The 25644-nt window shown below is 43.4% G+C and carries 24 protein-coding genes and 1 tRNA gene; 16 read left to right on the top strand and 9 right to left on the bottom strand.

The window, feature by feature from the left end:
- Nucleotides 1-12 precede the first annotated feature (12 nt).
- The 4 genes from GFS24_RS24385 to GFS24_RS24400 all read left to right on the top strand — a co-directional run bounded on the left by GFS24_RS24385 (nt 13) and on the right by GFS24_RS24400 (nt 7487).
- Nucleotides 13-948 carry a FecR family protein gene (locus GFS24_RS24385; protein WP_153664212.1) on the top strand — a complete coding sequence of 312 codons (936 nt, stop codon included), beginning with the start codon at nt 13-15 and terminating at the stop codon, nt 946-948.
- A gap of 58 nt (nt 949-1006) precedes the next feature.
- Complete coding sequence (locus tag GFS24_RS24390) at nt 1007-4384, top strand: TonB-dependent receptor (protein ID WP_153664214.1); 3378 nt, start codon at nt 1007-1009, stop codon at nt 4382-4384.
- 11 nt (nt 4385-4395) lie between these two features.
- Nucleotides 4396-6204 carry a RagB/SusD family nutrient uptake outer membrane protein gene (locus GFS24_RS24395; RefSeq protein WP_153664216.1) on the top strand — a complete coding sequence of 603 codons (1809 nt, stop codon included), beginning with the start codon at nt 4396-4398 and terminating at the stop codon, nt 6202-6204.
- Nucleotides 6205-6341: 137 nt separating this feature from the next.
- Nucleotides 6342-7487, top strand: a complete 1146-nt coding sequence (locus tag GFS24_RS24400) for a sugar MFS transporter (RefSeq protein WP_153664218.1) — start codon at nt 6342-6344, stop codon at nt 7485-7487.
- A gap of 48 nt (nt 7488-7535) precedes the next feature.
- Here GFS24_RS24400 and GFS24_RS24405 read toward each other — a convergent pair whose 3' ends face one another.
- Both GFS24_RS24405 and GFS24_RS24410 read right to left on the bottom strand, forming a co-directional pair.
- Nucleotides 7536-9233: a M56 family metallopeptidase gene (locus GFS24_RS24405; RefSeq protein ID WP_153664220.1), complete on the bottom strand. Its 1698-nt coding sequence runs from the start codon at nt 9231-9233 to the stop codon at nt 7536-7538.
- 22 nt (nt 9234-9255) lie between these two features.
- A complete protein-coding gene (locus tag GFS24_RS24410) occupies nt 9256-9648 on the bottom strand; it encodes a BlaI/MecI/CopY family transcriptional regulator (RefSeq protein ID WP_153664222.1) in 393 nt (130 codons plus the stop codon).
- A 69-nt stretch (nt 9649-9717) separates the two neighbouring features.
- Here GFS24_RS24410 and GFS24_RS24415 point away from each other — a divergent pair, with 69 nt between their 5' ends.
- Nucleotides 9718-11214 (top strand): serine hydrolase domain-containing protein, encoded by a 1497-nt coding sequence (locus GFS24_RS24415; RefSeq protein ID WP_153664225.1) that lies wholly within the window; start codon nt 9718-9720, stop codon nt 11212-11214.
- On the opposite strand, the gene GFS24_RS24420 is transcribed toward GFS24_RS24415, so the two are convergent.
- The gene (locus GFS24_RS24420) at nt 11215-11580 is read right to left on the bottom strand and encodes a helix-turn-helix domain-containing protein (protein ID WP_153664227.1); all 366 of its coding nucleotides are present in this window, start codon (nt 11578-11580) and stop codon (nt 11215-11217) included.
- Nucleotides 11581-11757: 177 nt separating this feature from the next.
- On the opposite strand from GFS24_RS24420, the gene GFS24_RS24425 reads away from it, so the two are divergent.
- The 6 genes from GFS24_RS24425 to GFS24_RS29515 all read left to right on the top strand — a co-directional run bounded on the left by GFS24_RS24425 (nt 11758) and on the right by GFS24_RS29515 (nt 15001).
- On the top strand, nt 11758-12228 hold the full coding sequence (locus GFS24_RS24425; RefSeq protein ID WP_153664229.1) for a group II truncated hemoglobin: 471 nt from the start codon (nt 11758-11760) through the stop codon (nt 12226-12228).
- Between the two features lie 112 nt (nt 12229-12340).
- Nucleotides 12341-12414, top strand: a tRNA-Met gene (locus GFS24_RS24430).
- 128 nt (nt 12415-12542) lie between these two features.
- Nucleotides 12543-12812, top strand: coding sequence for a helix-turn-helix domain-containing protein (locus GFS24_RS24435; protein ID WP_153664231.1), 270 nt, complete (start codon nt 12543-12545; stop codon nt 12810-12812).
- Nucleotides 12813-12822: 10 nt separating this feature from the next.
- Complete coding sequence (locus GFS24_RS24440; RefSeq protein ID WP_153664233.1) at nt 12823-13068, top strand: hypothetical protein; 246 nt, start codon at nt 12823-12825, stop codon at nt 13066-13068.
- A gap of 351 nt (nt 13069-13419) precedes the next feature.
- On the top strand, nt 13420-14709 hold the full coding sequence (locus GFS24_RS24445; protein ID WP_153664235.1) for an integrase arm-type DNA-binding domain-containing protein: 1290 nt from the start codon (nt 13420-13422) through the stop codon (nt 14707-14709).
- A 109-nt stretch (nt 14710-14818) separates the two neighbouring features.
- Nucleotides 14819-15001 (top strand): helix-turn-helix transcriptional regulator, encoded by a 183-nt coding sequence (locus GFS24_RS29515; RefSeq protein ID WP_371731315.1) that lies wholly within the window; start codon nt 14819-14821, stop codon nt 14999-15001.
- Between the two features lie 49 nt (nt 15002-15050).
- Here GFS24_RS29515 and GFS24_RS24455 read toward each other — a convergent pair whose 3' ends face one another.
- Complete coding sequence (locus GFS24_RS24455) at nt 15051-15977, bottom strand: hypothetical protein (RefSeq protein WP_153664239.1); 927 nt, start codon at nt 15975-15977, stop codon at nt 15051-15053.
- 142 nt (nt 15978-16119) lie between these two features.
- Here GFS24_RS24455 and GFS24_RS24460 point away from each other — a divergent pair, with 142 nt between their 5' ends.
- On the top strand, nt 16120-16380 hold the full coding sequence (locus GFS24_RS24460; RefSeq protein WP_153664241.1) for a hypothetical protein: 261 nt from the start codon (nt 16120-16122) through the stop codon (nt 16378-16380).
- 47 nt (nt 16381-16427) lie between these two features.
- Here GFS24_RS24460 and GFS24_RS24465 read toward each other — a convergent pair whose 3' ends face one another.
- On the bottom strand, nt 16428-18221 hold the full coding sequence (locus GFS24_RS24465) for a type IV secretory system conjugative DNA transfer family protein (protein WP_153664243.1): 1794 nt from the start codon (nt 18219-18221) through the stop codon (nt 16428-16430).
- 346 nt (nt 18222-18567) lie between these two features.
- Between GFS24_RS24465 and mobC the strand changes: the two genes are divergently transcribed.
- Nucleotides 18568-18960, top strand: a complete 393-nt coding sequence (gene mobC / locus GFS24_RS24470) for a plasmid mobilization relaxosome protein MobC (RefSeq protein WP_153664245.1) — start codon at nt 18568-18570, stop codon at nt 18958-18960.
- Complete coding sequence (locus GFS24_RS24475) at nt 18950-20119, top strand: relaxase/mobilization nuclease domain-containing protein (protein ID WP_153664247.1); 1170 nt, start codon at nt 18950-18952, stop codon at nt 20117-20119. Before mobC ends, GFS24_RS24475 begins: the two co-directional genes overlap by 11 nt.
- Here GFS24_RS24475 and GFS24_RS24480 read toward each other — a convergent pair.
- On the bottom strand, nt 20114-20752 hold the full coding sequence (locus GFS24_RS24480; protein WP_153664249.1) for a recombinase family protein: 639 nt from the start codon (nt 20750-20752) through the stop codon (nt 20114-20116). The genes GFS24_RS24475 and GFS24_RS24480 overlap by 6 nt on opposite strands.
- Nucleotides 20753-20942: 190 nt before the next feature.
- Here GFS24_RS24480 and GFS24_RS24485 point away from each other — a divergent pair, with 190 nt between their 5' ends.
- Nucleotides 20943-21326, top strand: coding sequence for a hypothetical protein (locus tag GFS24_RS24485; RefSeq protein ID WP_153664251.1), 384 nt, complete (start codon nt 20943-20945; stop codon nt 21324-21326).
- A gap of 423 nt (nt 21327-21749) precedes the next feature.
- On the opposite strand, the gene GFS24_RS24490 is transcribed toward GFS24_RS24485, so the two are convergent.
- Nucleotides 21750-22955: a site-specific integrase gene (locus GFS24_RS24490; protein ID WP_153664253.1), complete on the bottom strand. Its 1206-nt coding sequence runs from the start codon at nt 22953-22955 to the stop codon at nt 21750-21752.
- 267 nt (nt 22956-23222) lie between these two features.
- Here GFS24_RS24490 and GFS24_RS24495 point away from each other — a divergent pair, with 267 nt between their 5' ends.
- On the top strand, nt 23223-24158 hold the full coding sequence (locus tag GFS24_RS24495) for an alpha/beta fold hydrolase (protein ID WP_153664255.1): 936 nt from the start codon (nt 23223-23225) through the stop codon (nt 24156-24158).
- A gap of 5 nt (nt 24159-24163) precedes the next feature.
- On the opposite strand, the gene GFS24_RS24500 is transcribed toward GFS24_RS24495, so the two are convergent.
- Together GFS24_RS24500 and GFS24_RS24505 are read right to left on the bottom strand one after the other, a co-directional pair.
- On the bottom strand, nt 24164-24967 hold the full coding sequence (locus tag GFS24_RS24500) for a DUF2306 domain-containing protein (RefSeq protein ID WP_153664257.1): 804 nt from the start codon (nt 24965-24967) through the stop codon (nt 24164-24166).
- A gap of 59 nt (nt 24968-25026) precedes the next feature.
- Nucleotides 25027-25611, bottom strand: a complete 585-nt coding sequence (locus GFS24_RS24505) for a Crp/Fnr family transcriptional regulator (protein WP_153664259.1) — start codon at nt 25609-25611, stop codon at nt 25027-25029.
- Nucleotides 25612-25644 lie beyond the last annotated feature (33 nt).

The following is a 25644-nucleotide window of genomic DNA, read 5'->3' on the forward strand; positions in this document are numbered from 1 at the left end:
CTATATATTGAAATGATGCAAGAAATAGATTATAACCTGCTGGTAAACGTAATAGATGGCAACGCCACCGGGGAAGAAGTAACGTTAGTTGAAAATTGGTTACTGGCCTCTGAAGAGAACAGGGACCTCTATTTCAAGGTCAAGGATATCCTTGATCAGCAAAAGGCAAATACATTGGAGGTTGATACTGCGGCAGCATGGGAAGATGTATCACGCCAGCTGAAAGAGCGCACGAAAGTAAAACGGATGAAATGGCTGAAGTATGCTGCCATGGTAGCTGTATTGGTACTCGCTGGTGGTCTTGCTGTATATTTTAGCATCGGACGGCCTTCCGCCCCCGAAATGCAGCTGGCACAAACAACCACACTGCAATCAACGGTTTTGCCGGATGGTACCACAGTATGGCTGAAAGCCGGCGGTACCTTATCTTATCGTCCCTCATTCGGAAAGAGTGACCGGGAGATCTGGGTTACCGGTACCGCTTTCTTTGATGTGGCAAAAGAAGAAGCGCCTTTTCTCGTACATGCTTCCAATATGGAAGTCGCAGTACTGGGTACTTCATTCACGGTACATGAAAAAGCCATCATCGTAAACAGCGGTAAAGTTAAAACAACAACGCAGGGCCAGGAAATGCTGGTGTTACCCAATGAACGTGTGACGATAACAACAACCGGATTGAAGAAGGATAAAGTGAACGCACAACTATACGGCGCCTGGAAAGATGGAGATTATCAGTTTGACAATACGACCTTGACCGAGTTAAAAGACATGATCAAAAGTAATTATGGACTTGATGTAACCGTTATACACCCTGCCGTATTTGAGGGAAATGCTATTAGCGGATACATTAAAATATCAGATGAGACCTCCTTAGTAAAGATCTTGACTGCTATGTTAAATGCCAATGTTACAAGAAAGGGAAATTCATTAACTATTCAACCAAAGTAACCGAAAACCGGAATTCATTTCTTTATAGTTCCTCAAACCTAACCAAAATTTAAACGTTATGAAATTTGGATCTCTAAGGCTATGCCTGAGAGTGGCCGGCCTATGCCTGCTCCTGCAGGTAGTAACAGCCGATTTGCAGGCACAGCAATCATTCGCCAGTACAGGACCCGTAGTATTTCAGGATACGCATAGATCAGGGCGAATGATCCCACTTAAAAATGTACTGGAAACAGTTTACCGGAAGTATAAACTGAGGATCGTTCACAATGAGAAATACACCAAAGATGTGTTATTGCCCGAGCAGGTATTGCAGGAAAATAATGAAAAGATCATCGCCTCTATAGAGGCTGCGCTGAAACCTTATCACCTGGTAGTGAACAAGATCAGCGACGAGCAATATATTATTGCACCAGAGGTCGAAAAAAAAGTACCGGCAGAGGTGAAAAAGGACTTCGTTAAAATGAAAGTATCCGGTACTGTCAGGGATAAGATCGGCGGTATCATTATTGGTGTGAACATCAGGGTTCCAGGTACACAAACCGGTACTACCACAAACGTGGAGGGCTTTTACAGCATTGAGGTAGAGCCTACGGACACACTGGAGTTTTCATTTATCGGTTATGAATCCCAGCGGATCAGTGTAAGGAACCGCATGGACCTGAATGTAATATTAGAACCAAAAGAAGGTGGCCTGAATGAAGTGGTAGTAGTAGGTTTTGGTGTACAAAAGAAAGTAAGTCTGGTAGGTGCACAGTCCACCATCAAGCCTTCTGAGCTTAAACTGCCTGGCAGGAGTTTAATGAATGCATTGGGTGGCCGGCTGGCTGGTATTGTTTCTGTTCAAAGAAGTGGAGAGCCGGGATATGATGGTGCGGATATTTATATCCGTGGTATTTCTACTTATGCTTCCAGCCCACAGGGACCATTGGTGATTGTAGATGGTGTGCCGGGACGTAATATAAATGATATTGATCCGGAAGACATTGAAACATTCACCATCCTCAAAGATGCTTCCGCCACTGCTGTATATGGTACACGTGGTGCTAACGGTGTAATTATCGTTAATACAAAAGCAGGCAAGATCGGCAAACCCAGTATCAACTTTGAACTGAATCAGGCCGCCACACGTTTTACACAACTACCGAAATTTGTAGATGCGCCTAATTTTATGCGTATGTACAATGAAGGTTTGCAAATGCGTGGCCGTACACCACTGTATACAGAAGAAACGATCAAAAAACATGAAACAGGAGAAGATCCGGATCTTTATCCTAATGTGGATTGGTTCGATATCGTATTCAATAAATGGGCGCTTAACAGGAAAGCCCTGTTGAATGTAAGAGGCGGATCTGAATTTGCTACATACTATATCAGCGCGGGTTATTATTCAGAAACAGGCATGCTGAAACGCGATAAGATACAGTCCTATAATTCTTCCATCAAACTGGATCGTTTTAATTTCACCACAAATGTAGACGTCAATGTAACTAAAACTACTAAGATCGAATTGGGTGTAAACGGATATATCATCAATAGTAATTACCCCGGTATCGCTACAAATGGACTTTTTAACCTGGCAGCACAGGTGCCGCCACATATGATCCCTCCGAGATATTCAAATGGCTTATGGCCGGAAATTGACAATGGTGGTTTCCCCAGCCCCTTACGTGATCTTACTCAGAGCGGTTACGCAACGGAATACCGTAACTCCGTCCGCTCCAATATCCGTTTAAAACAGAACCTGGATTTTTTGGTGAAAGGATTAAACTTCACCACTATGTTCGCGTTCGACAGCTATAGCTGGAATAACCTGAACCGGAAAAGGGGTGTTCAAACCTATTTCGCTGAAGGAAGAAATCCTGATTCAAGCCTCATAACACGGATCGTAGAACCAGGTTCCAATGTACTGGGATACGAAGGCTCAAGAGGAGGTAACAGAAGTTTCTATACAGAAACAGCGCTTAATTATTCCAATACTTTTGGTAAACATGAAGTCTCTGCATTGGCATTATTCAATCAGTCTGATTATATCAATGGAGATGCTACAGACCTGGTTGCATCTATTCCTTTCCGGATCAGGGGCTTTAGCGGCAGGGCCACTTATGGTTATGGTAACCGGTATTTTGTGGAAGGGAACTTTGGCTATAATGGTGCGGAGAACTTTACGCCCAAAAGGCGTTACGGTTTCTTCCCATCCTTCGGCGTAGGCTGGGTAGTATCCAATGAGGCATTTTTTGATCCTTATAAAAATGCGATCTCTTACCTGAAATTCCGTTACACTTACGGATTAACAGGTAATAGCAATACCGGCAACCGCTTCCTGTTCCTGACAAGGATCAATACTGCCGGTGGATTTACCTTCGGAAATCCCGGCAGCCAGGTATCTTATAATGGATATGAAGAAGGTTTGGCCGGTTCTGAAGTAAGCTGGGAAACAGGTAAACGCCAGAACCTTGGTATTGAAATAAAAGTATTGAAAGACAGGTTGTCGTTGATCGTAGACCTCTTTAAAGAACATCGTACCGGTATCCTCCTCCGCCAGCTGGATGTTCCATATTCTTCTGGTTATACTGCAGCTAACCTGCCCTATGGTAATGTAGGTATTGCTGCTAATAAAGGAATAGATATTACACTGGAATACAACCATGAATTCAATAAGGATTACCGCATCGGCTTCCGTGGTAACTTCAACTATAATAAAAACCTGGCCATAGCAGACGGATTACCACCATGGCAGTATCCATGGCTGAACCGTACCGGGCATACCATCAGTCAACGTTTCGGTTATGTAGCATTGGGTCTGTTCGCTGATTCTGCAGAGATCCTTCGCTCTCCAACACAAGCAGGTGATGTTCGCCCCGGTGATATTAAATATGAAGACCTTAACGGAGATGGCCTGATCAACAGCTTTGATACAAAAGCTATCGGTTATGGAGACGTGCCCCGTATTTTATATGGCCTCAACCTGAGCGCCGGCATTAAACGTTTTGATCTCTTCATGTTCTGGCAGGGAGCAGCCATGGTAGATTTTATGTATTCCGCAGGGCATGGTACCAATCCATTCTACGAAGGTCCCACCATTGGTAATCTATATACACAGGCCCTGGACAGATGGACGCCGGATAATCCAAACCCTCGTCCATTCTATCCGCGTATGTCCACCCGCCAGGATAATACCACCAATTATTATGAAAGTACCTGGTGGGTAAAAAGAGCAGATTATATCCGGCTCAAGGAAGTGATGATCGGATACAACTTTGGCGTGAGAAGCTTGCAACGGTTTGGAGTGAAGAACTTAAGGGTATATTTGCAGGCCACTAACGTGCTTACTTTTTCTCCCTGGAAAATATGGGACCCTGAATTAACAGAAGGCAGAGGTTATCGCTACCCGCAGCTCTCTGCCTACAATTTTGGAATTCGTTTCAACTTCCTTTAAAACCGCGTACAATGATCAACAAAAATATATTTACAATACTCATGGTGGGCCTGCTTTTGGCAGCAGGATGCAAAAAGGGATTCCTGGATACGGTGCCGGATAACATCACCACGATGAAAGATATCTTCACCAATAGGAGCATGACCGAACAATGGCTGGCCCGTTGTTATAATTCATTGCCTGATATGTGGGACCAGCCATATGCCAACGGTTGGAGTGGACAATGTGATGAGTTGGATTATGCATGGGTACAACCAGGAATTAACTCAGGTGCTATTACGCCGGACAATGCCAGTCCCAATACCTGGAATCCTTACTACCAAACCATCCGCCTCTGTGGTATTTTTCTGGAGAATGCAGACCAGAACAAGGAAATACAGGATCAGCCCAACGGCGTGCAGTTATTAAAACAGTATAAAGCAGAAGCACGTTTTTTAAGGGCCTACTATTATTGGTTGATGATGAAGCAATACGGCCCTGTTGTACTAATGGGAGAAAAGTCTGCAGAAGCCAGTGCAGATTTTCAGATCCCAAGAAGCACCTGGGATGAATGTGTGGCTTACGTATTGGAGGAAATGGATAAAGCTAATGTAGATGTGCCGGTGCAACACATGAATCCGGGCAACGCGGCAGAAGTAGATAACACACAAACCGGCCGTATCAATAAATCCGTGATCGCCGCTGTGAAATCACAAATACTGTTATTCCATGCCAGCCCTTTGTTTAACGGCAATACTGAAATGGCGGCTTTTAAGAACCAGGATGGTACAGCACTATTTAACCAAACATATGATAAGGAGCGTTGGAAAGCTGCAGCTGATGCTGCTTTGGCGGTGATCCAAACCAACCGTTTTCAATTATTCAAAGTAGTAGATGCTAATCCTTTTCAGGCGGGATTCCTTTCTTATCGCAATCTCTTCTTTGAAGGATATGGAAAAGAAGGTATCTGGATGAGGTCTAATACAGCAAACGGCCAATGGGAACGTCACTGCTCTCCCCGCGCCTCCAACGGAAATGCATGGAACGGTATTGCCATCCCGCAGGAATCAGTAGATGTTTTTCGCATGGCAGATGGTAAAGCCATTACAGACAATACCAGCAGTTATACAGAAGTTGGATATACCGCAACAGGAAACAATTTCTATGTAGCAGGTACCTACAATATGTATGTAGGCCGTGAGCCAAGGTTCTATGTGAATGTAACCTTTAATGGCGCCACAATTCCTGTAATAGCCACTTCCGGACAAACAAGAGTGGAGTTCTATTTTTCAGGTAACAGTGGTAAGGGTGGTTCTGCAAGGGACTGGCCCACCACAGGATATACCGCAAGAAAGAACCTCCATCCCAATACAGATTTCAGGAACAATAAATCCACTGCGCGCCCCGCTATGATGATCCGCCTGGCAGAGATCTATCTGAATTATGCAGAAGCACTGAATGAATACAGCCCCGGTGATGCCAATATCCTTACTTATCTGAACCTGGTACGCGAACGCTCTGGCCTTACAGCATTGGCAGGTGGCACCCAGGAAGAAATGAGACAACAGATCCGCCTGGAAAGACAGATAGAACTGATGTTTGAAGGACATCGTTACTGGGATGTACGTCGCTGGAAAATAGCAAATGATGCGGCATCACACCAGGGTGGTCCGTTTCACGGCATGAATATAGAAGCCGGAACTTCCCTCTCAGATCCTGCGTTCCATAAAAGAACAGTGGTGTTCACCAGAGCCGCCTGGAATGCTAAATATTATTTCTACCCCATCCCTCAAAGTGAGATCGACCGGAATAAAAAACTGGTCCAGTTCCCGGGTTACTAACATTGGAAACCCTGTTTAATGAAGCCGCTCCGTTCCTTCGGAGCGGCTTTTTTATGGCCCATAGTAACGGAAGGGAATTATTTGTTTGTCTAATCTGGTATACGTTATGGCTGTATTGGCGGTTAATCTGTAAAAGTATGTACAATAAACACCTCGTATTCTGGTCAGCCTGTTTGGGTTTGTTGTTATTCGGCATAACGTTGGTCACATTAGGAGCTGTAGTGATGGACCTTCGGTTAAAGTTCAGCCTGGATGGAGTTGCAGCCGGTACACTTTTTTCTATCATACCCATTGGATTGCTTACCGGATCATTATTATTTGGCCCCATCAGCGACAGGTATGGCTACAAACTGATGTTGATATTGGGATGCTTTGGTTTGTGTGTAAGTTTTCAGGGCATAGCTCATGCATCTGGTATTGAACTCCTGAAGGGTTGCATCTTTATTTTTGGATTATCAGGTGGAGTGATCAATGGAGCAACCAATGCAGTAGTGGCAGATATCAGCACACGTGGCAAAGGAGCGTCGCTCAGCCTGCTGGGAGTTTCATTTGGGATTGGTGCATTGGGCATGCCGCAGGTACTGGCAGCCTTAAAGGATCATTATGTTTGGAGTGAAATAGTTTCTGCAATAGGGTGGTTTATCCTCGTTATGGCATTCCTGTATGCCTGCATTAGTTTTCCACCTGCCAAACAACAAAAGGGCTTTCCATTAGCTAACGGCAGAAAGATGTTTGCTGATCTCACACTCGTACTGATCGGTTTTTTTCTTTTCTGCCAGAGCAGCTTTGAAACCATCATTCATAACTGGGCCACCACTTATTTAACAGCAGGAGATCACATGGAAGAAAGCAGTGCCTTATATGCGCTTTCTTTATACATAGCAGGAATGACCGTCATGCGCTTGCTCACTGGTAGCGTTTTTCGCACTGTTTCTCCGCAGAACATGTTACTGCTCTCTTTGTTGCTTATGCCGGCGGGGATACTGTTGTTGCGCTCTGGGACAACTTTCCCCATATCCGCAGCCGGTCTGATATTATTGGGCGCAGGGCTCGCGGGGGGCTTCCCCATTATGCTGGGGTTTGTGGGAGAACGTTACAGCACACAATCCGGTACCGCTTTCAGTTTTGTACTCGTTATTGCACTAACTGGTAACATGTTGGTGAATTATATGATGGGATTAGTAGTGCAGCATTATGGTGTACAGCATCTGATAACCGTGGCATTTGCAGAATGGCTGGTAATGATGCTGATCTGCAGCAGTATTGTGCAAAGATTAAAATAAAGGCCCGTTATAAAACGGGCCTGCTTCATATTATATCAATCAAATGAATTAACAATTATCTTTTCCTGACGGCGATGCTTTTTTCTGGCGTAAGCTTTCAGGTAAATACTCGTCGAAGAATTTTGAACCTTGTTGCTGGGTTGCTTCGCTCTTCTTTTTAATATCTTTATCTGCCGGCTTTAGAGGAGATTGGGATTTTTTGGTGGAAGGTTTACCTGGACCCTTCTTGCCTGTCATGGCAAACACTTTCATTTTTTCAATTCCCCTTTCTGAATCTGCTTCCAGCAATTGTTTATAGGTGGTCAGGTTATTTTCTTCCGTTACAATTTGTGCTGATATTTTTTCCTTTTTTAACCTGGGTTTTGGAAATTGAACGGTATCTGTAGTGGTGTGTTTTTTCTTTTTCAATACAGGTTCTGGAAATTGAACGGTACCTGCAGATGCTGACAATTTCTTTTTGTGAGATGGTTTAGGGAATTGAACCGTGTCTGTAGCGGTAGCCCATTTATCTTCCGTTGCTTTTTCAGCAGTAGCCCATTTGTCTACAGATTTGGAAACCCATTTATCTTCCTTTGCCTTTTCAGCAGTAGTCTTTTTGTCTGTCTTTGCCTTTTTAGAAGTAGTCCATTTGTCTTTTGAACGCGCCGGTTTGGAAACCCATTTGTCCTTATTAGCAGCTATGGTATCTACCTGTGGGGGAGCACAATACGCTGATGATTCAACAGAATGCGGATTAACCGGAGCAGGTTTTACAATTTCTTTCTCCGGCATGAAGCTAAAGGCGGTAATAGCTATCAGGCCAAAGGTCAGTGAGATTTTTTCCATGAGGTTTAGTTTTTTATTTTCGCGTGTAAGCATACGTTTCACACGGTGTAATAAATGATTCCGCGTACTGCCAAGCCCGATCTGCAGGGATGAACCCAAAGCAGCCTGTTCTTCAAAAGCTACCAGTGCCTGAACGTACGTGGCTTTGTGTGGGGTATGCGCCACAACAATATCATCACAACAGGCTTCCCTTTCTTCCCGCAAACGTGCGGAGATCCATAAGAATGCCGGGTTAAAGAAGAAGATGATTTCTGCAAAATTTTGCAACACATTCAAAAAGTAATCCCTCCTGCGGATATGCGCCAGTTCATGCAACAAGATCGTTTCCAACTGGTCCGCAGGCAATTGGGCTAATAACCCCAGTGGGAGGAAGATAACAGGTTTAAAGAAACCAATAGTGAGCGGCGTTTTTGCAATACCGGATTCTAACAGTTGAACTGCTTTCCGGATCTTCAGTGAATGGGATAATCTTTTAAGCGTATCCTCCCAGGCTGCCGGAACAGGCTGAACATGGACCCTTCTGATCCGGTAGATATGATAGAAACCACCTGCTAATCTGAAACATTTTAACAGGAAGATCACAGCCCATATCAGCATGAGCCAATCAGCATGCGTATTTATATAATTTATAACCTGTTCTCCGGGATAGGAGGGGAGTACAACAGATGCAGCAACTATATCAGTACCCGTAATATCTGCAATGGCGGCTGCAGTAGGACGTAGTTCTGTATAGAAAGTAATGCAGGTTGCAAGGAGTGTTAACAATAAAAGAGATCCCAGCAGGTTATAACGTGTCCGCGCAGAAGAGCGGCGGGTGGCCCAAAGTATGATCCCCGCAAGGGCTGCAGCGATCATGCCCTGCCAGATAGAATGCAGGAAGGTACGGCAGATAGCCTGCAATGTTTCAATCGTTAAGAACATAAAGAAATAGTTTAAGACATGATCACTTATCCATTTTCTTCAACAACTCACGGATGGCATCCAGCTCTTTTTTAGAGGTTTTCTTATTACCGAGCAATTGCATCATCAGGCTGCTGGCGGATCCATTATACATCGTATCCACAAACCTGTCCAGCAAATGCCCCTTTGTGGATTGTTCTTCCACGGCTGCACTGTAAACATGTTTCATCTGGCTTTCATCCCTGGTGAGTAATTCCTTTTCCACCATGATCTGCATCAGCTTGAGGGTAGAAGTGTATTGCACTTCCCGCTTTTGTTCGTTCAGGATATCATTCACAGACCGCACCGTAGACGGGCCATGCTGCCATAATACCTGCAGGATCTCCAACTCAGATTTAGTTGGCTCCGGGTTATTTTCCTTTTTGATCGTCTTCATAATTTAAAGGTAGGAAATATTTCGTACGAAACAAATATTACCTTACTTTTATTCAAAAAACTTATAGTCATGAAAAGATTCCACTTCCTTCTTTCATTACATGTTGTATTGATATTCAATCCCTTAAAAGCGCAGGAGATCAAACAACGTTTAGACTCTTTTTTAGCCATAGCAGCCAATAACGACTATTTCAATGGCTGTGTAATGGTGAGTGAAAAGGGAAAGAACATTTATAGTTATGCTGCCGGTTATGCGGATGAAGAGAAAAAGACGCCGAATTCAATCAACACTTGTTTCAACCTGGCATCCGTATCTAAACCATTTACAGCATTAGCTGTATTGCAACTTGTTCAGCACCGTAAGTGTAAACTATCAGATCCCGTGATGAAATACTTCCCGGACTTTCCTTATCCTGCCATCACCGTCCGCCATTTGCTTTCTCATACAGGTGGTTTACCACAACTGGAAAGATTTATGGACGATGTGATTGAAGCGAATAAAGACAAGATATTTACCAATGAAGAATTATACGGATACCTGTTGGCACAAAAAGGTAAGATGAAATTCCCCGCCGGAGAAAAATGGGATTATAGTAATATGGGCTATCTGATCCTGGCTTTATTAGTTGAAAAAATAAGCGGCCAATCCTTTGAAAAGTACATGGAGCAAAAGATATTCCGTCCGGCTGGCATGAACTCGTCCTTTATAAGGAGCGCAGGATCACCAGAGCCGGACTGTGCAATAAGATATATTATCCCTAGTATGTACGATTCCGTATATCTCTCCATCCCTTCTTTATATAATACGAAGATATACACACATAAGAACCTTGGCAATACAAGAGGTCCCGGAAATATGTTCAGCACGCTGGAAGACCTGATGCGGTTTGATAATGCACTCTATTCCGGAAAATTGCTGGACACCACTTTACTGAGAGAATCCCAAACACCTGTTACACTGAATAATGGCAAACAACACAATTACGGATTTGGATGGAACATCGTGTACAATCAATTTGGCGATACATTAGTATATCACGATGGTCATGTTGTTGGTATCGTAGCCATGATGCTGAAAAACAAAACAAAAGACCAGACCATTTTCTTTTATGATAATCATTCATCAGAAGCCTTCTTTCAAAAGATCAATACTATTAGTCATTTCCTGAATGGGAGAGGAGCCAAGCCGCTCCGGCTCACCAAATCTCTCGTGAAAGCCTATGCACGTGCATTGGTAGAAAAAGGCCCGGACTACGCTGCAGTAGTTTTTAATACCCTGAAAAGCGATACCGCTAACTATTACCTGGATGAGTTGGAAATGAATAACCTGGGGTATAATCTTGTTAACAATGCAGAATTCGAAGGTCATATGCAGTTTGCCTGCGAAGTACTTAAACTAAATACGATATTATTCCCTAAAAGCGCTAACACCTATGATAGTTACGCCATGGCCTTGAGTAGTGCAGGCAAGAAACAAGAAGCTATCATTATGTATCAGAAAGCACTTTTGCTCAATCCCAACAATGAACAGGGAAGGATAGCGCTTGGAAAGCTAATTGCCAAATAGCTATTTGTACAGGTGTTGATCTTTCAGATAATCAATGCCGTTATCCTTTAAATACCTGATACCCCACTGGCTAAGGAATTCCGTAACAGGAGAAAGCGATTGTCCCAGTGGGGTAAGGGTATATTCAACCCTGTAAGGTTTGGCAGACAATACATGCTTTTCAATGAGCAGATCTTTCTCCAGATCTCTCAGCTGTTGCGTGAGCATTTTCTCAGAGATGCCCGGCATCTGTTCCCGCAGATTGCTGAAGCTGCTCCGCTGAAAGCGATGGAGATGACCAAGGATCAATACTTTCCATTTCCCATTGATGAAGGAGAGCGAAACATCTATCGGGCAGGTGAATGTTTTTTCATGTAAGGTGATCATATGGAATCGGGCTTACTTTTCGGTAAGCTATTTTTTGAAAAAGTGAATTCCGGTAACATTGCTTGTCAAAATTACATAAAATGTGTTTTTTCAAGGAGGTAAGGCCTTTTTTCAATAATATTGAGGAAATGAAACATTACTACCTGACTACCATTTCCTGGACTAAGTAATTATTGCATGAAAGAGATACCAAGTTTGTACACCTGGGCCGGCGGACAACCAGCCCTTGAAAAGCTTACCGCTGTTTTTTACGCCAAAGTGATGAAGGATGAACTCCTGGAGCCCATATTCCGCCATATGAGCCCGGAACACAGTAAACATGTGGCCCATTTCATAGGCCAGGTATTTGGCGGCCCACCTGTTTACACAGGAGAAGACCAGGGCAGCCATGCCAATATGGTACAGCATCATATCGGAAAATCACTCACAGAAGCCCAGCGCCGCCAATGGATCAGCCTGTTGCTGGACAGTGCCGACGAAATAGGCCTGGCAGACGATCCCGAATTCCGTTCCGCCCTGGTAGGATACCTGGAATGGGGGAGCCGCCTGGCCGTCATTAATTCCAATACAACAGAGAACCCGATTACCGAAAATGAGCCCATGCCCAAGTGGGGCTGGGGGGAAACGGGAGGCCCATATCAGCCCTGATTCCCCTGAAACCTGCCACAGGAGGGGAATAAAATTTTTCTTCTCAACTTTTGACTTTTAAAGGTTTAGCCTGTATCTTTGCACTCCAAATTTGAAATATCAGTTTGGATATGGCGAGGTAGCTCAGGTGGTTAGAGCGTTGGATTCATAACCCAAAGGTCTCGGGTTCAACTCCCGATCTCGCTACAGAATAGATAAGGCTTTCAGCGTTTTTGCTGAAAGCCTTTTTTCTTTTGGTACAACATAGGTACAACAATTTATCCCGTGTCTAAAGGCCGAAAATATTTTCGTAACTTCTGATAAATATTCCCCCTATGGAAGTTATCTGTTTGGAAGATGCCGCATTTTACGCCCTAATTGATAAAGTCGTCCAGCGCATCACACAAACCCACAAGCAAGTCCCCGACAAATGGATTAGCCCGGAAGAAGCGATGCGAAAACTCAATATCACCAGTAAAACCACTTTACAGAAATTTCGGGATGAAGGAAAAATTCGTTTCAGCCAACCGGAGAAAAAGATCATCTTATATGACACTAATTCTATCGATGAATATTTAGAGAAACATTCCCGCGAAACCTTTTAAACCCTGAACAATGGAAGAGTTACACGAAGAAATCAGCCCGCTCTATATAAAAGCCTTCAATAACGGTTACCTGATGGAGCAATATGAACCGGAATTATTATCTATTCTGCTGACATCAGAAAACCGGAAAAAGCATGACTACATAAAAGCGATGGCCGCAGGTCGCAAGCAATACGAATGGGAAAAAGCCTACCACCAAATAAAAAACATCGACCCATCAAAAGACAAAGACCGGGGTTTTGATGTGGAGATTTAGCGTAATAAAAAGTCTTGCCAAAGAAGCAAAACAGAAATATAATAACCTCATCTGTTTTCCTATTAACACTTGGGGGCATTTCCGGGGGCACTTAAAATTTCCCTCTTAGAATTTTGCTTCTTCTTCAATCAATTACATGAGCAGTCATGATCCTATCATCGGCACCAGAATATATTCCTAGACAACTCGGAAAACCCGTGATATGCTTGTTTTTACAGGCATTTTATCACATTTATAATATAGGATTATATACCTATATTCAGAGAAATACACCCCAATTGGGGATGTATTCGGGGGCATTTTTTTGCCCTCGATTTTTAGATGCCCCCACAAAAAGAAAGGAAGTGAGCCATGCCGCTCAACGATTTGCAATGCCGTAGTGCACCCCTCAAAGATAAACCTTATAAATTGTCAGATGGCGAAGGCCTTTATTTGCAAGTAATGCCAAACGGCCAACGTTATTGGCGTTTGAAATACCGAATACACGGAAAAGAAAAACGCCTTGCGCTGGGTGTTTATCCACAAACATCTTTACAGGAAGCACGAGAGAGACGGTTTGAAGCCAAGAATGATATTAGAAATGGCAAAGACCCTTCACTCATACACCAGCAGAAAAAGAAGTTAGCCAGATATGAGGCCGCGCAAACATTTGAACTGATTGCTCGTGAATGGCACGAGCGAGAGGCTGGAAATTGGACAGAAAAGCATGCAGAAGGCTTATTACGCAGAATTGAATACAATATTTTAAAACATGTCGGCCATTATCCCATCCGATCAATAACCCCCCCGATGCTACTTACATGTCTACAGAAAATCGAAAAAAGAGGCGCTTTTGATATTGCCCATCGTATGAAGCAGTATTGCAGCAAGATATTTTGTTATGCAGTGGTTACAGGCCGCGCAGATCGAGACATCACAGTTGATATGAAAGGCGGCCTTAGACGGTATAAAAAAGGCCATTATGCAGCGATTGAGGTCGATGAATTACCGCAGCTTGTGAAGGCGATTAATGCTAATGAAGCGAGGCTATACAGACAAACAACCTTAGCCATGAAGTTAATGCTGCTCACATTCGTTCGCACTAGTGAACTTATCCATGCAAAATGGCCGGAGTTTGATTTTGATAAGGCCGAATGGATTATTTCCGCCGAGCGCATGAAGATGGGTAATGTCCACATCGTGCCGTTATCAAAACAGTCTATCACGATCCTGAAAGAACTACAGGAATACAACGGGAACCGGGAACACGTATTCCCAAGTATTCCCCGGCCGAGAAAACCAATGAGTAACTGCACAATCCTGGGCGGTCTGAAACGCATGGGTTATAAAGGCAAAATGACAGGCCATGGCTTCCGGGCTTTAGCCATGAGTACGATAAAAGAGAAACTAGGCTACCAACATGAGGTAGTAGATCGTCAGCTTGCGCATGCACCGAAAAGCGGTGTCGATCGAGCCTATGATCGGGCGAAATTTTTGCCGCAGCGCCGAGAGATGATGCAAAAATGGGCGGATTATATCGACAGGGTTGCAAAATCACCGGAAACGGAAAACGCAAGTCCTGTTTTGCCGTCACCCTATATCGGTGCATCTGTTAGCTACACACAGAACTTCAACACCTACCAACATACACCAGCAGCATAAGGAGAAAGAAAAAATGAATACATCTAACCTAACAACAGAGCAATCTGAATTATTGTCAAAGTTGCTGTCAACAATGACGGCATCAGAATTACAATCACTATTGTTACAAATGATAGGATATATACGCTTGCCGGAAGTTTTAACTCTTCTTCCTGTTAGCCGGATGACTTGGTTAAATGGCTGTAAATCAGATTTATATCCTAGGCCTTTTAAGATCGGCGTCCGCAATATTGGATGGAAAATAAGCGAGATTATAGCTTGTTTTAACAGCTTCCCGCGAATAGACGGGTGAACTAAATAAAACAACGAAGCCCCGCGCAGTGTGGGGCTTTTATTATATTTTAGCTTCTTATAAATACCTGTGTTATATTAATTACTTTTGTTTCACCCGGTTTAAAATCAAGACCTTGCACTGTGCTATCTAAATCCACTCCGTTAGGCGTAAGGTTTTTGATTGAATATTTATAGTATTTTGCAGGTAGATTTAAAGTTACCCCTTTGTCATTATTTTTCATTACTCCTTGATAAATTGTATCTAAAATAATTTTCCATTTATTCGATGAGCCACTAGCAATAAAGACAACGCGCCCTTTTCCTTCTCCATAAGGGTTGATTTTAGTATAGAGTGCTGAAATCCTTTTCCCCGCTATCATATCAACTAATAGTGTATCCTGCCCAAACTCATAGAAATCTAGGGCTATAAGATATTTTCCCGGGAATAGGTCTTTAATAAATGTAGTCCTTATTTTATTCGAACTATCATATTGCTCTCCGAACAGTTGATTTATTCTACCACTTTCAGAAATTATTTGAATTCCAAACGAATTAAAATGACGATACCTACAAATCATTTTAAGGGCTATTTGACCAAAACCCTTCTTAGGTGGAGGGACTTCCATTGCAATATTTTGCACATTCCTAGAGTTAATTTGATTGTTTGCTTTTGAATTAATATTTACGACTTTAAAGGTTACATTTTTATTTTTAGAATAATCACGGGAAAACTCTTTATTATCCTCTATATCTGATGCGAGTTTTGTTCTTTCTGTGTTTTCGGTTAAATTCGGAAAACTTGCCTTTAGTGGCTTTTCTTCAATTACAATCGTATTAGGAGAATTAGCTGGTTTGGCATATTCATCATAATGATCTTTTCCTGTAAAAAAGTTTGTTACAGATAATAAATCCGAACTATGACCAAGTATCGTAAGCATTACAGTCACTACCGCGCCTATTGCAGTTAGTATCCTTACTACTGTCTTACCTTGCATATATCTCTATTTTTTACGTAAAACAACTTGAAGCCTTGGCGATTATCATATACAATGCTTTCCAATCAATAATTTAACCTTTTGAAAAAGCATTATTTATAATGGAGATAAAATGCATATGTCGGATAAATTTCATTCTTTCATGGACAATGCTAAAACTATAGTTGCAGCAATATCCATCGTTACAGGAATAGGCTTTACGTCAGCAGGTTTGCATGATTTTTTCACTTCAAAAAAATTGACTTCAATAACAAATGGTTACGAACTCCCTTCGGCTGTTGAATATTTGATAGATCGTTTAGATGCTTCATCTCCCAGAGAAAAATTACCATTAGGATCATCAAATATTTGGTTTGGCTTATACTTACTAAAAACTCGTAGGAAAAAAGCCCTACAAATTTAAACAAGGAAAATTAGAGAGAATACTAAACGATTGTTAAATGCCCGTTATTAAGCGGGGCAACTCTTAATATAAGGATTTCCATCATATCTCCCCCGTAACCCATCCACCTGATCGTAGAATATTTTGGGGATGATGGCGGCGGGTTTGTCGTTGATGAATACGAACATGTTTGTACCGGATTCGCGGCGGAGTTCATCGGGGGTGATAAGCGGGCGGCTGTTGGATTGCGCGCCGACAATGCGGAACCATGTTTTCGTGACGATGACATGAGAGGTCATGCCGATGGCAGCAGAGATATAGTTGGCAGAAAAATTATCGTTGATACTGAAATACTGCTTCACGGCTGTATTAGCGATAAAGGTTTCCCAGTTTTTCGCATACATGTTGGCGAGTTGCGTCAGGGTTTGCAAGATCGCCCAGACGGTGACATTATATCCGGCATAGGTGCTAAGGGCGATTTCTATTTCCGACATGTAACCGAGCGCGGCAAATTCATCGAGAAGAAAGGTCACCCGATTTTGCGGCTTTCGGATCACGGCCCGCATCATGGAGGTGACCACCAACCGCAGCCAACGCGAATGGCTTTGTAATTTATCCGCCGGGATCACGACATAGACGGTTGTTGTGCCGTCCGCCAATGTCGCAGGATCAAAGCCATGCGAAAGGGATTGTTGCAAAGCGGGAGAATTGAGAAACGAAGTTGATTGCAGCGCCACGGCCATGATGCTTCCGTATGTTCTTTCCCCGGCTTCCATTAGCTTCATGATCTCACTTCCGGCCATACGGACGGCAAGACCGTTTGCTTCGTCATCATTTGTGCGCATATCAGCGATCAACTTATTCCAGTCATCCCCGGTATAGCGCAGCCACTTCCAAAGGGTCGTAAGCGTTCTTTCTTTTGTGTCCTCGATACTTGTTACCAGATGCAGCAAAAGCCCCGTCACAATGGAGCGGGCATTATCGGAGAAAAAATTATTCCCGCCGCTTTCCGCTGGCACAATCATTTCCGCGATAACGGCCACGTCATCGATCAAATGAATGCTTGTGCGATCCGATAAAATATCAAGCGGATTATAGTTTTGCGCGTCTCCTATATTTTCCTGCAACAATCCCCAAGGATTGAGGACAACGACATTTTGTCCGCGCTCGCGTTGATAACGCGCGGTAATGGCGGCGTTTTCCGCTTTGGGATCTATCACCACCCATGAGCCGCTATAATTTCCCATACCTAAAAGATTGGGAATAATCAGGCCGCGCCCTTTGCCGCCACGCGTTCCGGCCACGGTCAATAAATGCCCCATACCGGAAAATGTATTCGCGCCGCCGATATACAAACCGTTTTGTTTTTGAAATTCTGCGAGTTCATCCGGACGGGCAAAGCGTGCGGAACCGAATTTGTCCTTTTCAAGCGCCACGGAAGCCGCACCAATTTGCCATTTTTTGAAGAAGATGAACGCCACCACGGAGAAGATGAAATTTCCGAACAGAAAATAAATGAGCGTCTTATTATTCATCCCCAGCACATCAACCCACACCCAAGGCAATATCAAATAGAGTGCAAACAAAGCGACCCATATCAGAGCGGCCCCAATTATCATCGCAACGCGAACGATCGGAAGGAGCGGACCAAGTTTCGGCGGCATATCGATGGGGTCCATAAATTTTTTATACCCGCGCACATAACCGATCAAGGCACCGATAAGCGTGATAGGGGTAAAAAATATGCCGATCACATAGAGGGCTATTTTGTTTATCGGCTCATCTTCCGTTTCAGTGCGAAACAGTTTTGCGATATCCTGCTGGCTGATATCAAACCAGTCTTTCGTTTTTTGCGTGCTCATACGGTATAGGGGTTGGGTTATCCCTACAAATTATGTGTCAGACCCGCAATAATATCGCAGCGATGGAATTTATTTTTAGTATCCGTGATTGCTGAATTGCATTTTACCGTATTATTTTATACTGATTTTGCAGTAGATGGATATCGTGTAAAGCCATGGTTTCATTACATTATTTGAAGGCCCATTCTTGACAGTGGCGAAGATCGATGCTATGTTTTTGGTACACGCAAGACGTGGTTTGTAGCTACAAAACCCTTCGGGATTTTTCCGCACAAACCGTCTTGCAAGGAGACGCTAGGCGCTCTCCCTTGACCCTCACGCAGTAACCCGGCGCTAAATTATACCTATGGCACGTCCCCCCAAGAACGGCGGCAAAAACAACATTGGGCCGCGCGATGACATGATCCGCGTCCGTGTTTCGCAAGCGGAAAAAAAACGCTTGCATATGGCCGCGCAAAATGCGGGCTATACGTTGAGCGATTTTTTGCGCGTGACGGCGATCAATGCCATCCCCCGCACGCGCATTGCCACACCGGAACGCGCGGCCTTTATTCGTGGCCTTGCGGAACTCGGCAAGATCGGCAGCAACATTAACCAGATTGCCCGCAACCTGAACCGCCGCAGTCAAACAGGCGGCGATAACAGCGCGAGCATTTCCGCTGAATTAATCGCGCAAGCCCTACGCAGCGTTGACACCCTCTCTCACCATCTTGCCAAAATGTTTCAAGATGGTGATTAGGGGGAAAACGCGGGGCAATGGCAAACAGCTTGCGAATTACCTGCTCACCCAAGCCGAAAACGAAAACATAGAAATCCTTGACGTGGATGGCCGCGCCGATAAAAGCGCGGCCTATTTACAACAAGCACTTTTGAGCATGTCGCTGACTTCTGAATTATCAAGGCGAAGCGATAAAGGTTTGTATCATGCGCAGATCAACCCCGCCTATGGCGATGATAAAAACATGACCCCGGAAATGTGGCAACAGGCCGCCGATATGCTTGGTGCTGCGTTGAAACTTGAGAACCAACGCCGTGTTATTGTCCTGCACACGAAATTAGGCCGTACGCATGCGCATGTCGTGTGGCAGCGCTATGATCTTGAGAAGCGAAAAATGATATCGAATAGTTTTTCCCGTCTGGCGCAAAACCGCGTCCGGCTGGAAATGGAAAAAGCTTTCGAACACCAACCCACGCCGGAAAAGAATATGCGCCGCCCTGAAATGAAAGAAGCGCTTTCTAAAATCTGGCAACAAACAAAGACAGGTACCGAATTTATCAAAGAAGCGCGTAAGGCTGGTTATACCATAGCCGCAACGACCGGCCGCCGGCCGTTTATGGTGATTGACGAACAGGGCAGATCGTTCGATCTTGTGCGGCAGCTTGAAAAAGTGGTGACAAAAGATGTTCGCGAACGGTTGAAAGATCAAAAGCTACAAACCGAAAAAGACGCCCTAAAATCCGTCAAAGCGGAGAAAGCGCATAAAAAAGACATGCTGAAAAGAAAAGCCCATGTGACGGACTTTACATGGAACAGGGATAAGATAACGAATGATAGACGCCCTGAACCGGACCCAGAGCCATCGGCGTGGACATTATCGCACCGCCAGATAGAAAGACCGCCCTTATCACGGTATCAAGCCCAGCATTATGATCTGATCTTGAAAATGAAAGGAGCCATCAGGCGCGATCAGGAACGCCGCGCGGACTTAGACCGCCAGCAGGAACAGGAGCGCCACAGGCAAGCCGCACAGAGTTTTGCAGACAATAGAGAAACCTCAATAGACAAAGGCAAAATGACGCAGGAGGAAAAAGACCGTATTCAGGAAGAAACCTTGCGCATCCTGCGCGAGATGCAGCAAAACAGATTGCGGGATAAAGGATTGGATTTTGATTTATAGTCTTGCAATCACACCATGAACCGTCGCAAGATGCCATTTGAAATATTTCCCCCTGAATGGCGCGATCCTTCGTTTGTTTAGGTATTCCGTTATTTCTTTTACTGTACTCCCTTTCTCACGCAGCAGCCGGATAATCGGCGATACTCTTTTTTGCACTGATTGGCGTCTCTCTTTATTGTGTTGGGATAATCGTTTGCCATTGGTGCCGAGTTTGACGCCTTTTTTTCTCGCATCGGCCAACGCTTCTCTGGTACGGATGCTGGCCTTTTCCCATTCATCCTGTGCGAACGCCGCCATTACATGAATAAGCAAAGGCGTGGCGTGTGGATTATCGACAGCCACAAATTCAACACCGCTTTCCATGAGCGCGGCAATGAATGCAACATTGCGAGCCAGCCTATCCAGTTTGGCTATTACCAAAAGCGCCCCATGCTCCTTACAATACGCAAGTGCGGCCTGTAATTCGCGCCGCTTGCTGGTTCTTCCACTTTCCACTTCCTTAAATTGTTTTAGGAAAATCATGCCTTGACTTTGTATGTATGCATTTACGGCGGTTCTTTGAGCGCCTAGGCCATAGCCGGTCTTTCCTTGCCTGCGGGTGGATACGCGTAAATAGGTGACTGCTTTCCTCATGTTCTGTTTGCTCCGCCCGTTCAGAATGAATACAGGGATTAATTTTGAACAAACAAAATTTCTCCGCAATATTTTTTCCAATAGGCAAACCCGCACCCATACAGAAACACATCATTGTATCACCTTAAAATCGCTCCTGTACCCCATTCATAATGTGTCCCTAGATTTGAAATGAAAACAATCAATTTGCATGGACTACATACTAAAAAAAATATCCTCTAACCCGACTAAAGAGGAACTTATTCTTCTCTATCAGGAATACGCGAAGAAGGCGGTTCTCGCAGACCAGACCGACCTTATCAATATGCTTTTACTGGAAAAGCGTTCGTTTAAAATAAAGAGAATATACAATCTATATCCCTTTGGGGCAACTCACGGCACGACGAAGAAGCTTGTTTATCAGTGGTTATTGATTGCGCCATGGTTTGCGAATGAACTGATGAAAAGAAAGGAAATCATTTTCTATGTCTGCGGTTGCTGCTACTGGGGAACCGCCCACGGTCAGGATAAAGACGAAACGCTCTTGCGCATCTACGCGGATATTGCCACGTTTGATTTGACTAAAAGCGCATAGAGAAACCAATCAACCTTTGGTGAAAACTAGATAAAAGACAAGAGAGGTATTTACCTCTCTTAAAAGAAATTTCCTGTCTGCTTTCGCAGGGAGACAGGCGGTGTTTATCAATCCATTCGATCAAGACAGAGGCCGCATATCGATGTGGCCTCTCTTAAAAAGAAATTGCGTTGTGTCTTTCGTGTCTCGTTTCGCGGGGCGCGAAGGAGGTTGTCCTTCATACGCACTCAGGCGGAGGCCGCATATCGATGCGGCCTCTCTTTAAAACTAATACGAATGATCAATTTTACTCAGCACCTATTTATCTCAGGCGATAGGGTGCTGCAGGGCGCATATTTTTGCGCCCTTTCTTTTTTAAACCGAGGAAGGCGCTCGCCGCCCTTCCTCCTTCTCCTTCCCGGCGGGTTTCAAACAATGGTTTAATTACCCAAGAACAGCATCCAAAGCTGCATCCGCTTCCTCATGAATAAAGTTTTGCTGGTAAATAGCCGTAGTGCGTATATCCGCATGCCTGTACAATTTTTGTAGCACCTGCAGCGGAATTTTCTTGCCGGAGATATTGCCAAACGTATGACGAGCAATATGCATCGTGAGAGGCTTATCTATCTTTGCTTTTTCGGCAACTCTTCTTAAATACTTATTTAGATATTGAATAGCGTAAGAGGTTTTACGCTGCACTACGTATTGATCGTTGAGGTCTGCAACAACTTCCAAGTCAGGAAATAACAGGCCATTCTTGCAATTCAAAGCCTTGTATCTCTCAATAATAGGGCGGGCTTTCTCCGGGATTTTCAAGGAATCCGCCTTGTCATTCTTATTCATGGAATAGAAAAGGCGGTCATTCTGAAAATCCGAACGCTTGAGCAACAGCACATCGCCGGCGCGTATTCCTGCAAAATAAAAGGAGAGAAGCCACACATTCCGCGCATGATCCTCATGCGGTACGTCCGACAGATCAAGTTTTTCTATCGTCATCACTTCTTCGGGTGTACCGCCAATCTTAAGGGAATTAGGGAATTTGATAGAAATGCCCTCTTTACCACCAAATGGATAGTTGGTTTTGTCCGTTACTTTCGCATCAACCGCCTTATTGTAGACCGTTCGGATAACCAACATGCAGTTAATAATCGAGCGTTCGGACAGATTGCGGGTTGCCTTCAAATGGGCGCAATAGTTTTCCAGCAGAGGCTTTGTAATGTCCGTGAATTCAATATCGCCGCCCAGGAATTCGCGGAAACTTTCCAGCCGTGAATTATCGGGGTTGTAGCAATTATAGTTGCCGGATTTAAGCAGATTATCCAGATAGACTTTAGCTTGCCCGAAGAAGGACGCACCGCCTTTTGGCTTTATCTTCTGTTTAACGGCGTGTGCTGTGGCTGATTTTTTCGTTTCAAGTTCCAGTGAGCTGTTATTCGCTTCTGCCAGCTTTGTCAGGATGAAATTATTTAAACGCGCGCTATTGGGGTGGGACTTCTTAACGCGTGACCTTTCAGCATCCCAATCGGCAGTTTGCAGGTGATAACCCAAATGAATAAAGGAGGTTTTTCTATCGCGCGTGATACGAAGGGCGAGAGGATAAGTATTGTCCTTATTCTGTTTTTGCCTCAAAACGATTTTTACGGATGCCATAAAACCTAGTATTTATAAGGCAAATATACGAAAACTTGGTACAACATAGGTACAACAATTTGACATTTTTCGTGATTTCCCGTGATTTTATATTTTATCAAAACATTGATAATCAATACATATAAAACCACTTAAAACCATATCGAACCATATTTTTTGGATTCATAACCCAAAGGTCTCGGGTTCAACTCCCGATCTCGCTACACAGATAAAATGGCTTTCAGGCATTGCTTGAAGGCCTTTTTCTTTTATTACAATGTATAAATCATGAAAATAAAGAGCCTTTTTATTCTGTTAATGTTACCCATCTTCTGCTCAGCTCAGACAGTAAAAACTGACACACTTCTAACACCTGAAATTGGCGGAATAAAACAGGTCATAGAAATTAAAACAGATGATTCAAATAAACCTATACTTCTCTTTTTATCGGGCGGCCCTGGAAGCTCAATGATGAATAATGCAACTCCATTTACAAATATCCTAAAAAGTAAATTTACCATTGTTCAATGGGATCAAAGAGATGCCGGGAAAACATTGAAATTAAATCCTTCGCCAGTACAACCGTCGGTTGAGCTAATGGAAAAGGACACTTATCAGGTTATAAATTTTCTAAGAAAGGAGCTAAACCAGGAGAAAATATATTTATTAGGCAGTTCCTGGGGAAACGTTTTAGGTTTTTACATCGTTAGAGATCATCCTGAACTATTACATGCTTATTTTGCTGTAAATCCCGTTATCAGTCAATTAGCGAGTGAGAAAGAATTGCTCGAAATTTTGAAGGTTTATTTTAAAGAAAATGCTCGTGCCAGTAAAGAATTAGCGAGCGTAAATATTCCTTTTAAAATTGACGAAGACCTGTTTTATTTAAGAAAATGGCTTTTTTATAAAGAGGGTAAAAAATATGCAACAAGTAATGATTTCAAAAAGTTTTTTCTTGAATGGTCAAAAACCTGGTCGCCTGCGTGGAATGAAGTAATGAATATTGATTTACCAAAGACTTTAAAGAAAGTTGACTGTCCGGTTTATTTTTTTGTTGGCAAAAACGATATTCAAACATCGACCAGGATCACAAAAGAGTATTTTGAGGAATTGAACGCACCAAAGAAGGATCTATTTTTATTTGAAAATTCTGGGCATCAGATTCATCAGGATGAACCTGAAAAGTTTCAGAATGTAATAATCAAAACATTGGATAAAAAGTAAAAAACTCATATCCGGGGGAGCCACATGCCGCTGATAGCCCCCATTGTACCTATCGCAATGCCAATCGTAATAACAAAGAGTAATAATGAAAATGCCAGTTTTTTATAGGCGGAGTTTGAAAATTTAGCTTTAAAGTATAACGCGACTACCGCCTGGGGAAGGATGTAGACAAATACAGCAAGGGCATTTAAAAAAGGCCCTGTAAATGTTTCAGGATCAAAACCAACAGGCGCTCTGTGGATCAACATCCAGAGCATAAAAAATACCCGGAATAACCACACACCACTCATTGCCAGTAACAAGTGCACAGCCCATTGATTATGCAACTTTATATTCCTTTGCATGGCATATCTGATGGCAAAAAATGCACACACGATAATGATCAGCGCATTAATACTTATGCCGACAGCACTAAATAGTCCGCCAATAGCCCCTCTTTTCCAGGTGAGGTATAAACCCGCAGCACTAATTAAGAACGCTGAAAAAATGTAGATCCTGCCACTGATCCTATGAACCCTGGGCATCTTATTTCTGATCTGAGGTATTAATTGTAGAGGCCCCAAAATGGTTATTACGGCAGCCAATGCTACGTGTGAGCCAAAGATCAGGTTTCCAACAACATCACCTTGAACGTAGAAATGCGGACTGGCGGTATTCCACTTTTCGAAATCACCGAGAGCAGTAGACCTGTAATACAGCATTAGTATATAGTATGCAAAGGCTAACTGTCCCAAAAAGGTTATCACAAACCAAAAACGGGTAACATTCCTGAAGAGAGGTATAGCTATAGTTTGGATTACTTGTTTCATGTGGCTGAAGTGGTTGATTAAAGATAACTTCAGCCTGCTGATTTTCTACTTAACAATTGTTAAGAAATGATCTCCCGCCTTATTCTGCTGAGACTTTCAGGTTTTATCCCGAGATAGGAAGCAATATATTTAAGCGGTACGTTTTTTATTATATTCGGACAATCCTTCATTAGCTTTATGTATCGTTGCTCGGCGGTAAGCGTGGCCAGATCATTCATCCGTTGCCTGTCTTCTTCCTGTATTTGCTGGAATAACCTGATCGTGTAGTCCTTTTGTGTTATGCTGGTTTCTGAAGTGCTGTCAGCATCTGCCTTGGTGATCCTAAGCAACTCACAATCAGTAATGCAATGGAGGTATTCGTTGGAGATAGTCTGACTCACGAAAGGGAAATAGGAGGTAAAGAACCGCGGGCCATTATTTAAGTCAACGGTTACTTCTTCCCCTTTATCATTGATATAAAACTTTCGCATAAAACCTGACACAATGAAATTATGATGCTCCGGAACTTTGCCGGCTACCTCCAGCATAGTATCCCTGGGTACCCGCAAAGGCTTAAAAGTAGTGCGGCATTGAGCCCTGTCATGCTCTGGGATATCGATTATCAGGGAGATATATTCAAAAAGGGCATCATAATAGTGTTGCATTACCGGGGTTTATTATAAATATACATATATCAT

It is taken from the genome of Chitinophaga sp. SYP-B3965 (genome assembly GCF_009647655.1).
Classification (GTDB): Bacteria; Bacteroidota; Bacteroidia; order Chitinophagales; family Chitinophagaceae; genus Chitinophaga.